Consider the following 13156-nt stretch of genomic DNA (forward strand, 5'->3'; position numbering starts at 1 on the left):
AGCGAGGCGCAGCATGCGAATCCACGTCACGTTCAACGACCGCGTCGGCATCACTCAGGAAGTCCTGGCCTTGCTCGGTGCGCGTCACCTCAATCTGGACGCGGTGGAGATGATTCCACCCAACGTTTATATCGATGCCCCCGACCTGTGCCAGAGCGTGCTCGACGAACTCAACTTCGCGCTGTTGCGCATCGAGGGCGTCAAGGCCGTGGATTTGGTGGACCTGCTGCCGGGGCAGCGTCGGCGCTTGCAGCTCGACGCGTTGCTGGCGGCGATGAGTGATCCGGTGCTGGCGGTCGATCCCGGCGGCTATGTGCTGCTGGCCAACCCCAAGCTGGTCAGTTTGTATGGCCGGGACCCGACGGGGGAACCGCTGTCGAACCTGTTTCCCGCGCCGGACCTGGCGAAGGCGCTGGTCGACAAGGGTTTTCGCCTGCCCATGTGCGAGGTCAGTTTCAACGGGCAGGATTTGCTGCTCGATGCCACGCCCATCACCGGCGCTGCCCAACGCGCACGCTTTCTCGCCGGCGGGCTGTTGACCCTCTATCCCCCCAGTCGCATCGGCGAACGCCTGGCCTCCTTGCATCACGATCACGCAGAAGGGCTCGACGCGCTGCTGGGGAATTCTCCGGCCCTCGGGCAGCTCAAGACCCGCTTGCAGAAAGTCGCGGGCCTTGATGCCGCGTTGCTGATTCAAGGCGAAACCGGCACCGGTAAAGAGCTGGTCGCGCGTGCCTGCCATGCCTTGAGCACGCGTCGGGACGCGCCGTTTCTGGCGCTGAACTGCGCCGCGTTGCCGGAGAGCCTGGCCGAGAGCGAATTGTTCGGTTACGCCGCCGGGGCCTTCACTGGCGCGCAGCGGGGCGGCAAGCCGGGGCTGCTGGAGCTGTCGGATCGCGGCACGGTGTTCCTCGATGAGGTGGGGGAAATGTCGCCTTATTTGCAGGCCAAGCTGTTGCGCTTCCTCAACGACGGCTGCTTTCGGCGGGTGGGGGGCGACCGAGAAGTGCACGTCAGCGTGCGGGTGGTGTGCGCCACTCACCGCAATCTGGAGCGGATGGTGGCGGAGGGCACTTTTCGCGAGGACCTTTACTACCGACTCAATGTGCTCAACCTCCTCGTTCCGGCGCTGCGCGAACGCGGCCTGGACATCCTGCTGCTGGCCGAGCATTTCCTGCGTCAGGCCTGCGAACAGATTCAGCGTTCACCTTGCCGACTGGCGTCCTCGACCCATTCGGTGCTGATGGGCAATCGGTGGGCGGGCAACGTGCGGCAGTTGCAGAACGTCATCTTTCGCGCGGCGGCGATCTGTGAAGACGACGTGATCGACTGCGACGGGCTCGAACTGGCAGGCACCGAACTGGTAAGCCAAAAAGCCGATGCGGGCGGCGTGGTCAGCCTGGAAGCCGCCGTCCAGGATTTCGAAAAGTCGCTGCTGGAAACCCTCTACCTGGCCTACCCGTCGACTCGCCAACTGGCCGTGCGGCTGCAAACGTCCCACACCGCCATCGGCCAGCGGCTGCGCAAATACGGGATCGGCGGTCGCTAGTTTTTACGCCTTTCAGCGTGGCGGTTCGATAGCGTTCCACTGGACCGATTTCGCTCCACGCGCCTGCTCGTCGTGTGTGCCGTGGTGCTGGCGGGTCAACGTGCACGTTTGCTCGCCGGGCTGTAACGGTATCGATCCAGAGTGTCGAAAAGAACCTTCGATAAATATCGCAACTCATTGAAATTCAAGGGAGAAAGTCGATTGGCATTGCCCTTGCTCTAGTCCTCTGTGCCAGCCCCACCACCGGGGCACTCCATAACAAGAGGAATACCGATGAGCACGCTGCGTTTTACTGCCGAGCATGAATGGTTGCGCCTGGAAACTTCCGGCGAACTCACGGTGGGCATCACCGCCTTTGCCCAGGAAGCACTGGGTGACGTGGTGTTCGTGCAGTTGCCGGAGCTGGGTCGATTCGCCGAAGGGGATGAGGTCGCCGTGCTGGAGTCGGTGAAAGCCGCGAGCAACATCAGCATGCCGCTGACCGGCGAGGTGGTGGCGGTCAACGAGGCGCTCTCCGACGAACCGGAGATCGTCAACGCATCGCCGATGGACGAGGGCTGGTTCTTCCGCATTCGCATCGACAACCTCGGCGCCTTCGAGGACTTGATGGACCAGGACGCCTACGCGCATTTCCTGGCCGAAAACGCCTGAAGCGGGGATCGACATGAGCACGCCAAAGACACCGCCGAATACCGACAACGAATTCATTGCCCGCCACATCGGCCCGCGCGATCAGGACGTTGCGACGATGCTGGCGCTGACCGGTCATGACTCCCTCGACGCACTGATCGACAGCGTCATCCCGCCGAGTATCAAGGGCACCAGCGTGCTTGAGTTGTCAGCGGGGCAGGGCGAAGCCGAAGCGTTGGCGGCGATCAAAGCCATCGCGGGCAAAAACAGGCTGCTGCGCAACCACATCGGCCAAGGCTACTACCCGTGCCTGACCCCAGCACCCATCCTGCGCAACCTGCTGGAAAACCCGGCCTGGTACACCGCGTACACCCCGTATCAGCCAGAGATTTCTCAGGGTCGGCTGGAAGCGCTGCTGAATTTTCAGACACTGATCAGTGACCTGACCGGCATGGACATCGCCAACGCGTCGCTGCTCGATGAGGCGACCGCTGCCGCCGAAGCCATGACGTTTTGCAAGCGCCTGGCCAAAAACAAAGCCCCGGCGTTTTTCGTGTCGCACCACTGCCACCCACAGACCCTCGATGTGCTGCGCACCCGTGCCGAGCCGTTGAACATCGAAGTGGTGATCGGGGACGAAACCGAGCTGGAGCAGCAGGGGCTCGACGGTTATTTCGGCCTGCTGCTGCAATACCCGGCCAGCACCGGCGCCATCGTCGATCATCGTTCGTTGGTGCAACGCGCCCATCAGGCCGGGGCATTGGTGGCTGTCGCCGCCGACCTGCTGGCGCTGACTTTGCTGACCCCGCCGGGCGAATTCGATGCCGACGTGGCGCTGGGCAGCGCCCAACGGTTTGGCGTGCCGTTAGGGTTCGGTGGGCCCCATGCGGCGTACTTCGCCACCCGGGATGCCTTCAAGCGCGATATGCCGGGGCGGCTGGTGGGCATCTCCGTCGACCGGCACGGCAAACCGGCGCTGCGTCTGGCGATGCAAACCCGCGAGCAACACATTCGTCGCGAAAAAGCCACGAGCAACATCTGCACCGCGCAAGTGCTGCTGGCCAATATCGCGAGCATGTACGCCGTCTACCACGGGCCGAAAGGCCTGACCGCTATTGCCCGACGGGTTCATCGGCTGACGTCGATTCTGGCCCAGGGCCTGACGCGATTGGGGCATCGGATCGAACAGGTGCACTTCTTCGACACCCTCAGCGTGGTGCCGACCCTGCCGGTGGACTCGGTGCACAAAACGGCGACAGCCGCAGGTATCAACCTGCGAATAATCAACGCCATTCGGGTCGGCATTTCGCTGGACGAAACCTGTGAGCAGGCCAGTGTGGAAGCGCTGTGGGCCGTGTTCGCGACTCAAGGCCAATCGCTGCCGGATTTCGCCGCCCTGGCAGCGACCACCGGGGATTGCCTGCCGTTGCCGTTGCTGCGGGAGTCGCCGATCCTCAAGCACGAGGTGTTTAACCGCTATCACTCTGAAACCGAGCTGATGCGCTACCTGCGACGCCTGGCCGACAAGGACCTGGCGCTCGACCGCACGATGATCCCGCTGGGGTCGTGCACCATGAAGCTCAACGCCGCCAGCGAGATGATCCCGATCACTTGGCCGGAATTCGGTGCCGTGCACCCGTTTGCGCCCGCCGACCAGACGCTGGGTTATCAACAGCTGATCGAGGAGCTGGAGGCCCTGCTGTGCGCCGCCACGGGGTACGACGCCATGTCGTTGCAGCCCAACGCCGGTTCACAGGGCGAATACGCCGGGCTGCTCGCGATTCGTGCTTATCACGCCAGCCGTGGTGAGTCGAACCGCGACATCTGCCTGATCCCGTCATCGGCCCACGGCACCAATCCGGCGACCGCCAACATGGTCGGCATGCGCGTGATCGTCACGGCCTGCGACGCACGGGGCAACGTCGACATCGAAGACCTGCGTGCCAAGGCCATCGAGCACCGCGAGCGCCTCGCCGCGCTGATGGTGACGTACCCCTCGACCCACGGCGTGTTCGAGGAAGGCATCCGCGAGATCTGCGGCATCATTCATGACAACGGCGGCCAGGTGTACATCGACGGCGCCAACATGAACGCGATGGTCGGCCTCTGCGCACCGGGCAAGTTCGGCGGGGACGTGTCCCACCTGAACCTGCACAAAACCTTCTGCATCCCTCATGGCGGCGGCGGACCGGGCGTCGGTCCGATTGGGGTGAAGGCGCACTTGGCGCCGTTCCTGCCAGGGCATGAAACCCTCGGGCGCAAACAGGGCGCGGTCAGCGCGGCCCCGTTCGGCAGCGCGAGCATCCTGCCGATTACCTGGATGTACCTGCGCATGATGGGCGGCGAAGGGCTCAAGCGTGCCTCGCAACTGGCCATTCTCAGCGCCAACTACATCGCCCGGCGACTGGAGGCGCATTACCCGGTGTTGTACAGCGGCGAAAACGGGCTGGTGGCCCACGAGTGCATCCTCGACCTGCGCCCGCTCAAAGAGTCCAGCGGCATCACGGTAGAGGACGTGGCCAAGCGCCTGATCGACTTCGGTTTCCATGCGCCGACCATGTCGTTTCCGGTGGCGGGGACCTTGATGGTCGAGCCCACCGAAAGCGAATCGCTGGAGGAGCTGGACCGGTTCTGCGAAGCGATGATCTGCATTCGTGAGGAAATCCGCGCCGTGGAAAACGGCGGGCTCGATCCCCACGACAACCCGCTGAGAAACGCTCCGCACACGGCTGCTGAACTGATCCGCGAATGGCCCCATTGCTACAGCCGGGAACTGGCGGTGTACCCGCTCCCATCCCTGCGTGACAGCAAGTACTGGCCGCCGGTGGGTCGGGTCGACAACGTGTACGGCGACCGAAACCTGGCCTGTGCCTGTCCGCCGCTGTCTTCCTACCAGGATGCTTGAAAACGGTGCCCGGACCCGCTCCGGGCACTCATGAATTGCGCTGAGTCCACTCAAACAAAAAAGGAAACGCACCATGTTCCACAGAAGCCTGACCCTGTCCGATTTCGACCCTGCGCTCAGCGATGCCATCGATCGCGAAATCAAGCGCCAGGAAGACCACATCGAACTGATCGCCTCGGAGAACTACACCAGCCCGCAAGTGATGCAGGCCCAGGGCACCGAGCTGACCAACAAGTACGCCGAGGGTTACCCTGGCAAGCGCTATTACGGTGGCTGTGAGCACGTCGATGTGGTGGAGCAACTGGCGATTGACCGGGCCAAGCAATTGTTCGGCGCCGGTTATGCCAACGTTCAGCCTCACTCCGGCTCGTCCGCCAACAGCGCCGTTTACCTCGCCCTGTTGCAAGCCGGCGACACCCTCCTGGGCATGAGCCTGGCCCACGGCGGCCACCTGACCCACGGCGCCAAAGTGTCGTCCTCCGGCAAGCTTTACAACGCGGTTCAGTACGGCATCGACACCCGCACTGGCTTGATCGATTACGACGAAGTCGAGCGTCTGGCGGTTGAGCACAAACCGAAAATGATCGTCGCCGGGTTTTCCGCGTATTCGAAAACCCTCGACTTCCCGCGTTTCCGCGCCATTGCCGACAAGGTCGGCGCGTACCTGTTCGTCGACATGGCCCATGTCGCCGGTCTGGTCGCCGCAGGCCTCTATCCCAACCCGCTGCCTTACGCGGACGTCGTGACCACCACCACCCACAAAACCCTGCGCGGGCCCCGTGGCGGGCTGATTCTGGCCAAGGCCAACCCCGACCTTGAGAAGAAGCTCAACGCGGCGGTGTTTCCGGGCGGGCAAGGCGGGCCGTTGATGCACGTGATCGCGGCCAAAGCCGTGTGCTTCAAGGAAGCGCTGGAGCCCGCCTTCCGCGACTATCAGGTGCAAGTCATCAAGAACGCTCAGGCCATGGCTGAGGTGTTCAAACAGCGGGGTTACGACGTGGTGTCTGACGGCACCGACAACCACCTGTTCCTCGTCAGCCTGATTCGTCAGGGCATCACCGGCAAAGACGCCGACGCTGCACTGGGCCGCGCTCACATCACGGTCAACAAAAACGCCGTGCCCAACGATCCTCAGTCACCGTTTGTGACCTCCGGTTTGCGCATCGGCACGCCAGCGGTCACCACGCGAGGTTTTGAGGTCACGCAGTGCACGGCATTGGCCAACTGGATCTGCGACATCCTCAATAACCTGGGCGATGCCGAGATGGAGGCCCACGTCGCCCGTCAGGTCAAAGGCCTGTGCGCGTTGTTTCCGGTGTATTCGGCCTGACTCAGCGCCCGGTCAACGGCTGGCCATTGCGGCCGGCCGTTGCGCGCGTCGAATCCCGACAGCCGCTTCATTCATTCAAGGAGTCATTCATGCTGCCGGAGCCGTTGAAAGCCGGAGTCAAATTACGGGGCGCGGAGAAGGTGGCGCGCATCCCGGTGAAAATTCTTCCCACCGAAGACATTCCGCGCAAGCCGGACTGGATTCGCGTGCCCATCTCGACCTCGCCGGAAGTCGGCCGGATCAAGGCCCTGCTGCGCAAACACAAACTGCACAGCGTCTGCGAAGAAGCCTCGTGCCCGAACCTGGGCGAATGCTTCAGTGGCGGCACGGCGACGTTCATGATCATGGGCGACATCTGCACCCGACGCTGCCCGTTCTGCGACGTCGGGCACGGACGTCCGAAACCGCTGGATGCCGACGAACCCCTCAACCTGGCGACGGCCATCGCCGACTTGCGTCTCAAGTACGTGGTGATCACGTCGGTGGACCGCGACGACCTGCGGGACGGCGGGGCGGGGCATTTCGTCGACTGCCTGCGCGCGATTCGAAAGCTGTCGCCCGGTGTTCAGCTCGAAACCCTGGTCCCGGATTACCGTGGACGCATGGACGTCGCGCTGGCGATCACCGAGCAGGAGCCGCCCGATGTCTTCAACCACAACCTGGAAACCGTGCCGCGCCTCTATCGCGCCGCCCGACCCGGTTCAGATTTCGAATGGTCGCTGGACCTGCTGGAAAACTTCAAAAAGCGTGTGCCCCACGTGCCCACCAAATCCGGACTGATGCTGGGGTTGGGGGAAACGGACGACGAAGTCATCGAGGTCATGCAACGCCTGCGCGAGCACGGCACCGACATGCTGACCCTGGGGCAATACCTGCAACCGTCGCGCAGCCACTTGCCGGTTCAACGGTTCGTGCACCCTGACACCTTTGCCTGGTTCGCTGAAGAAGGGCTGCGTTTGGGCTTCAAGAATGTCGCGTCCGGGCCGCTGGTGCGGTCTTCGTATCACGCGGATCAGCAGACGACCTGGATCGGCTAGCCTGTCGTTTGTCTGAATTCATCCCGTCGTTCCCGCGATGGATTGCGCTTTCAGGATGAAGTGTAAAAAATACGGCCTTTACCGGAAAAGGGACGACAAGATGCCGCGTATCGGGAAGGCAGTAGGGAATTGTGTGGTGTGGGGCGCGGTGCTGATGCTGTCTGGCTGTGAGCTCATGGCCAACGGCATTCCTACCGGGCCTGACCTGATCGCCAAGAATCAACTGGTCGGCGCGAACATCAACGAGGCCTACACCAAGCTCGGCAGGCCAACCTCCGTGTCGAAGCTGCCCAGCGGATTGTCGCTGGCCAAATGGGACGATGCCTACTCGAACACCACGACGACCGGCGTCAACGAACTCAGCGCCGGGCCGGGCGGCAGCACCATGGTGACGCCCACTACGTCGACCTCGACGTCCAATCACGAATGCATCCTTGAACTGACGTTCAACAATCAGAACATCGTGACCGATTTCAACACCTGGAAAAGCGACCGCCTCGCGTGTAACCGGCTGTATAGCGGTCGGCGTTGAACCCTGGCCATCTCGCCTGAAAACCCTTTCACGTAAAGCATGGTGGTCCAAGCCCTGCACACTTCGATCAATAAATTGTCATATTCGGTCATTGAGCACGACTGCGATGCTGTTTACTGTCGGCGTCATGAACGGGCACTACGCTGTAGTCCCTGAATATACGACGAGCGCCTTCAGAGCGTTCGCGTCTACGTGATGATGCTTGATGGAGTTTCATATGGCCGCCGCCCACTACCCGCATTTGCTGGCTCCCCTGGACTTGGGATTCACCACGCTGCGCAACCGCACGCTCATGGGTTCGATGCACACGGGGCTGGAAGAAAAGCCCGGTGGCTTCGAACGCATGGCGGCTTACTTCGCCGAGCGCGCCCGGGGTGGCGTGGGCCTGATGGTCACCGGCGGTGTCGCACCGAACGTTGAAGGCGGCGTTTATGCTGGGTCGGCCAAGCTGACCACGCCGGAAGAGGCAGAGCACCACCGCATCGTGACCCGCGCCGTCCATGAGGCGGGCGGCAAGATTTGCATGCAAATCCTGCACACCGGCCGTTATGCCTACAGCCCGAAGCAAGTGGCCCCGAGCGCCATTCAGGCGCCGATCAACCCGTTCAAGCCCAAGGCGCTGGACGAGGAAGGCATCGAGAAGCAGATTCAGGATTTCGTGACCTGCGCGACCTTGGCGCAGATCGCCGAATACGACGGCGTGGAAATCATGGGGTCGGAAGGCTACCTGATCAACCAATTCCTCGTGGCCCACACCAACCACCGCACCGACCGTTGGGGCGGCAGCTACGAAAACCGCATGCGTCTGGCCGTGGAGATCGTCCGTCGGGTGCGTGAGGCCGTGGGCCGCAACTTCATCATCATTTATCGCCTGTCGATGCTCGATCTGGTCGAAGGCGGCAGCACCTGGGAAGAAGTGGTGCAGTTGGCCAAGGCCATCGAACAGGCAGGCGCGACGATCATCAACACCGGCATCGGCTGGCACGAAGCGCGGATTCCAACGATCGCCACCAAGGTGCCCCGTGCCGCGTTCGCCAAGGTCACGGCGAAAATGCGCGGCGAGGTGTCGATCCCGCTGATCACCACCAACCGCATCAACACCCCGGAAGTCGCCGAAGCGGTGTTGGCCGAAGGCGATGCCGACATGGTGTCCATGGCGCGTCCGTTCCTTGCGGACCCGGAGTTCGTCAACAAGGCGGCTGCCGGTCGTAGCGACGAAATCAACACCTGCATCGGTTGCAACCAGGCCTGTCTCGACCACATCTTCGACGGCAAGCTCACCACCTGTCTGGTCAACCCGCGTGCCTGTCACGAAACCGAGCTGAATTATTTGCCGGTCAAACAGATCAAGAAAATCGCCGTGATCGGTGCCGGGCCTGCCGGGCTGGCGGCTGCGACCGTCGCTGCCGAGCGTGGGCATGAAGTGACGCTGTTCGATTCCGCCAGTGAAATTGGCGGCCAGTTCAACATCGCCAAGCGCGTCCCGGGCAAAGAGGAGTTCTTTGAAACGCTGCGCTATTTCGGTCGCAAATTGCAGACCACGGGCGTCGACGTGCGCTTGAACACCCGCGTCGCGGTCGACGATCTGGTGGGCAAGGGCTATGACGAAGTGATTCTGGCCACCGGCATCGCGCCACGCATACCGGCAATCCCCGGCGTCGATAACCCCAAGGTGCTGAACTACCTTGATGTGATTCTGGAACGCAAACCCGTCGGTCAATCGGTGGCGGTGATTGGCGCGGGCGGGATCGGTTTTGACGTGTCGGAGTTTCTGGTGCACCAGGGTGTTGCCACCAGCCTTGATCGCGATGCGTTCTGGGAAGAGTGGGGCATTGATGGCGCGCTGGAAGCCCGGGGCGGCATCGCTGGGATCAAGCCGCACGCCCACGCCCCGGCACGTCAGGTGTACCTGTTGCAGCGCAAGACGTCCAAGGTCGGCGACGGCCTCGGCAAAACCACCGGCTGGATTCATCGCGCCGGGTTGAAGAACAAGCACGTGCAGATGCTCAACAGCGTCGAATACCTGAAGATCGACGATACCGGACTGCACATCCGCATCGGCGCGGAGGGTGAAGAAAAAGTGCTGCCGGTGGACAACGTGGTGATTTGCGCGGGGCAAGACCCACTGCGTGAACTCTTCGACGGCTTGCAAGCGGCGGGGCAGAACGTGCATTTGATCGGCGGCGCGGACGTTGCGGCAGAACTGGACGCCAAGCGCGCGATCAACCAGGGTTCGCGGTTGGCGGCGGAGTTGTAAGCCTACGCACTGGGTGTGCAGTGCACGCTCCTGTGGGAGCGAATTCATTCGCGAAAAGGGTGTGAGCGACACACATGCTTGGTGGGTGCCGCCGCTTCGCGAATAAATTCGCTCCCACAGGGTTCAGCGTCAGACAGGGCTACACGGTAAACTTCGAACCTTTCGTCCCGCGCTGAACGCCATGCTCCCCCAAGCCCCACTCCAACCTCTCAACCTGCCCTGGCTTGCCGCATCCGGCGTCAGCGTCGCGATTCTGCGTCTGGACCTGATCGACCCGCTGATCAGCGGCAACAAATGGTTCAAGCTCTCTCACCACCTCGCCGCTGCAAAAAAGACAGGGGCCGAAGGGGTGATCAGTCTGGGCGGCGCGCATTCCAACCACCTTCACGCATTGGCGGCGGCGGGCAAGCGATTTGGCTTTTCCACGGTCGGGCTGTTGCGGGGGCATTCGATGGAAACGCCCACGGTGCTGGACCTTCAAGCGTTCGGGATGGAACTCCACTGGCTTGGCTATGCAGGCTATCGTGCCCGACACGAAGCGGATTTCTGGACGCCGTGGCGTGAGCGTTATCCACAGCTGTATCCGATTCCTGAAGGCGGCGGTGGGCGCGACGGCGCGTTGGGCTGTGCCGAGATCGTGCGCCAGGCCCGTGATCAACTCGCAGACATCGGCTGGGACGACTATGACGGTTGGTGGCTGGCGTGTGGAACGGGCACCACGCTGGCCGGATTGGTGCTGGCCGAAGACGGGCTGCGCAAGGTGTTCGGGGCGATGGCGGTGCCCGAGGGGCATGGGGTCGCTGAAAACGTGGCCGCCATCCTCGGCGGTGACCGAGATGTGCGATACGAATTGCTCGACGCCAGTCGCGGAGGTTTTGCCAAGGTTGACGCAACATTGCTGGACTTCATTGCCACCCGCGAATCGCAAAGCGGCGTGCCCCTCGAACCGCTCTACACTGGCAAGGCGTTGTTGGCGTTGCAGCAGGCGGTCGAAGCGGGGCGGTTCGCGCAAGGCACGCGGCTGATCTTTGTGCATACCGGCGGTCTGCAAGGCAAGCGGGCTTCCGACGCACTCCGCGCCGCGTACTGACCCCACCAACGACACATCCCTCTACTGTAGGAGCGAATTCATTCGCGCTGCGCGGGTTCAGACGACGTCTCTCCGTCGCCTGGTCCATTTTTCGTCGGATCGCCGCCCAGGATGAATTCGCTCCTACCGAGAGTTCGCGTCGAGCCGTTCAATTTGAGGTGAATGCCCTAAACCAGCGTCTCTGGCACGAATCCTGCGGATCAGACCCCATGACAGGTCGGTCCTGAGTACGTCGATGACACTTCTGGAGTAAGGCGGCTCAGGCGCTGTACCGATAATCGGATCTTTCCTACGCGCGCCGAGGTTTTCATGACCACTCCAGCCATCGAGCAGGTTGACCCTGCCACCCTGAGAAAAGTCATCGTAGCGGCCGGCATCGGCAATTTTGTCGAATGGTTCGACTTTGCGGTCTACGGCTTCTTGGCCACGACCATCGCTCAGCAATTTTTCCCCAGCGGCGACGCCAGCGCGGCGCTGCTCAAGACCTTCGCCGTGTTCGCCGTGGCCTTCGCCTTCCGTCCCTTGGGCGGTGTGTTTTTTGGCATGCTCGGCGACAAGATCGGCCGCAAACGCACCCTGGCTTTCACCATTCTGTTGATGGCCGGGGCGACCACGATCATTGGACTGCTCCCCACCTATGCCGCCATCGGCGTGATCGCGCCGATCCTTCTGACCATCATCCGCTGCGCTCAAGGCTTTTCCGCCGGGGGCGAATACGCGGGGGCCTGCGCCTACCTGATGGAGCACGCGCCTCGGGGTAAACGGGCGTGGTACGGCAGCTTCGTGCCGGTCTCGACCTTCGCGGCGTTCGCATCAGCAGCAATTTTCGCCTACGCACTGGAAGCCTCGCTGTCGGCGGACGCCATGAGCAGTTGGGGTTGGCGCCTGCCGTTTCTGGTCGCCGCGCCCCTCGGGCTGGTCGGCCTGTACCTGCGCTGGAAGCTCGACGAAACCCCGGCATTCCAGGCCGTCACCGAAGAACACGCCGTGGCCCATTCGCCGCTCAAGGAAACCCTGCGCAACCACGGCGGCGCGATCCTCGCCCTGGGCGCGTTCATCTCGCTGACCGCGCTGTCCTTCTATATGTTCACCACGTACTTCGCGACCTACCTGCAAGTGGCCGGAGGTCTAACTCGCGCCACCGCATTGCTGGTGTCGTTGATCGCGCTGCTGTTTGCATCGTTGTTGTGCCCGGTGGCCGGGGCGTTTTCTGACAAGGTCGGGCGTCGAGCCACGGTGATTACCGCCTGTGTCCTGCTGGCGGTGGTGGTCTATCCGTCGTTCCTGATGGCCAGTTCCGGTTCGTTCGCAGGCTCCATCATCGGCGTGATGCTGCTGGCGACCGGCGCGGTGCTGTGCAACGTGGTCACGGCGGCGCTGCTGTCCGAGACCTTTCCCACGCGCACGCGTTACACGGCCTCGGCGATCACCTACAACATTGCCTACACCATTTTCGGCGGTACCGCACCGCTGATGGCGACCTGGCTGATTGGCCTGACGGGCAGCAACCTGTCACCGGCGTTTTACCTGATCGTGGTCGCGGCACTGGGGCTCATCGGCGGGCTGGCGTTGCCGGAAACCTCAAAAGTCTCGCTGCATGACGTGGACGGGTCGCTGGAGCGACGGGGCACCGCCCAGTCCATCGCCTGACCGCCCCTGTAGGAGTGAGCTTGCTCGCGATAGCGATCATTCAGCGATATTTTCATCATGAGTAGACCGCCATCGCGAGCAAGCTCACTCCTACAGGTCGCGCGAGTGCGGGCGCCCCGCAGCTCACAATTCCCGCAACAAAACATGGCAACACCGCCCCAAAAAATGGCACATTG

At 62.6% G+C, this 13156-nt stretch carries 9 protein-coding genes; all 9 read left to right on the forward strand.

Features of this window, described 5'->3' with window-relative positions; translation table 11 throughout:
• The first annotated feature begins 13 nt into the window (after positions 1 to 13).
• Positions 14 to 1549 (forward strand): sigma-54-dependent transcriptional regulator, encoded by a 1536-nt coding sequence (locus AAEO81_RS10345; RefSeq protein ID WP_341963406.1) that lies wholly within the window; start codon positions 14 to 16, stop codon positions 1547 to 1549.
• 273 nt (positions 1550 to 1822) lie between these two features.
• Positions 1823 to 2200, forward strand: a complete 378-nt coding sequence (gcvH, locus tag AAEO81_RS10350) for a glycine cleavage system protein GcvH (RefSeq protein WP_166598209.1) — start codon at positions 1823 to 1825, stop codon at positions 2198 to 2200.
• A gap of 13 nt (positions 2201 to 2213) precedes the next feature.
• Positions 2214 to 5084, forward strand: a complete 2871-nt coding sequence (gcvP, locus tag AAEO81_RS10355; protein ID WP_341963408.1) for an aminomethyl-transferring glycine dehydrogenase — start codon at positions 2214 to 2216, stop codon at positions 5082 to 5084.
• 73 nt (positions 5085 to 5157) lie between these two features.
• A complete protein-coding gene (gene glyA, locus AAEO81_RS10360; protein ID WP_341963410.1) occupies positions 5158 to 6414 on the forward strand; it encodes a serine hydroxymethyltransferase in 1257 nt (418 codons plus the stop codon).
• Positions 6415 to 6503: 89 nt separating this feature from the next.
• The gene (lipA, locus tag AAEO81_RS10365) at positions 6504 to 7451 is read left to right on the forward strand and encodes a lipoyl synthase (RefSeq protein WP_341963412.1); all 948 of its coding nucleotides are present in this window, start codon (positions 6504 to 6506) and stop codon (positions 7449 to 7451) included.
• 100 nt (positions 7452 to 7551) lie between these two features.
• Entirely contained in the window at positions 7552 to 7983 is a 432-nt protein-coding gene (locus AAEO81_RS10370; RefSeq protein ID WP_341963414.1) for a hypothetical protein, read from the forward strand.
• Between the two features lie 217 nt (positions 7984 to 8200).
• Complete coding sequence (locus tag AAEO81_RS10375; RefSeq protein ID WP_341963416.1) at positions 8201 to 10240, forward strand: NADPH-dependent 2,4-dienoyl-CoA reductase; 2040 nt, start codon at positions 8201 to 8203, stop codon at positions 10238 to 10240.
• Between the two features lie 181 nt (positions 10241 to 10421).
• Positions 10422 to 11330, forward strand: a complete 909-nt coding sequence (locus AAEO81_RS10380; protein ID WP_341963417.1) for a pyridoxal-phosphate dependent enzyme — start codon at positions 10422 to 10424, stop codon at positions 11328 to 11330.
• A gap of 309 nt (positions 11331 to 11639) precedes the next feature.
• On the forward strand, positions 11640 to 12980 hold the full coding sequence (locus tag AAEO81_RS10385; protein WP_341963420.1) for an MFS transporter: 1341 nt from the start codon (positions 11640 to 11642) through the stop codon (positions 12978 to 12980).
• The last annotated feature ends 176 nt before the right edge of the window (positions 12981 to 13156 follow it).

This window comes from Pseudomonas sp. RC10 (assembly GCF_038397775.1).
In the GTDB taxonomy this organism is placed as follows: domain Bacteria; phylum Pseudomonadota; class Gammaproteobacteria; order Pseudomonadales; family Pseudomonadaceae; genus Aquipseudomonas; species Aquipseudomonas bambusae.

Coding starts and splice junctions, on each gene's coding strand:
- AAEO81_RS10345 (WP_341963406.1), top strand. CDS start 14: ATGCGAATCCACGTCACGTTCAACGACCGCGTCGGCATCACTCAGGAA.
- gcvH (WP_166598209.1), top strand. CDS start 1,823: ATGAGCACGCTGCGTTTTACTGCCGAGCATGAATGGTTGCGCCTGGAA.
- gcvP (WP_341963408.1), top strand. CDS start 2,214: ATGAGCACGCCAAAGACACCGCCGAATACCGACAACGAATTCATTGCC.
- glyA (WP_341963410.1), top strand. CDS start 5,158: ATGTTCCACAGAAGCCTGACCCTGTCCGATTTCGACCCTGCGCTCAGC.
- lipA (WP_341963412.1), top strand. CDS start 6,504: ATGCTGCCGGAGCCGTTGAAAGCCGGAGTCAAATTACGGGGCGCGGAG.
- AAEO81_RS10370 (WP_341963414.1), top strand. CDS start 7,552: ATGCCGCGTATCGGGAAGGCAGTAGGGAATTGTGTGGTGTGGGGCGCG.
- AAEO81_RS10375 (WP_341963416.1), top strand. CDS start 8,201: ATGGCCGCCGCCCACTACCCGCATTTGCTGGCTCCCCTGGACTTGGGA.
- AAEO81_RS10380 (WP_341963417.1), top strand. CDS start 10,422: ATGCTCCCCCAAGCCCCACTCCAACCTCTCAACCTGCCCTGGCTTGCC.
- AAEO81_RS10385 (WP_341963420.1), top strand. CDS start 11,640: ATGACCACTCCAGCCATCGAGCAGGTTGACCCTGCCACCCTGAGAAAA.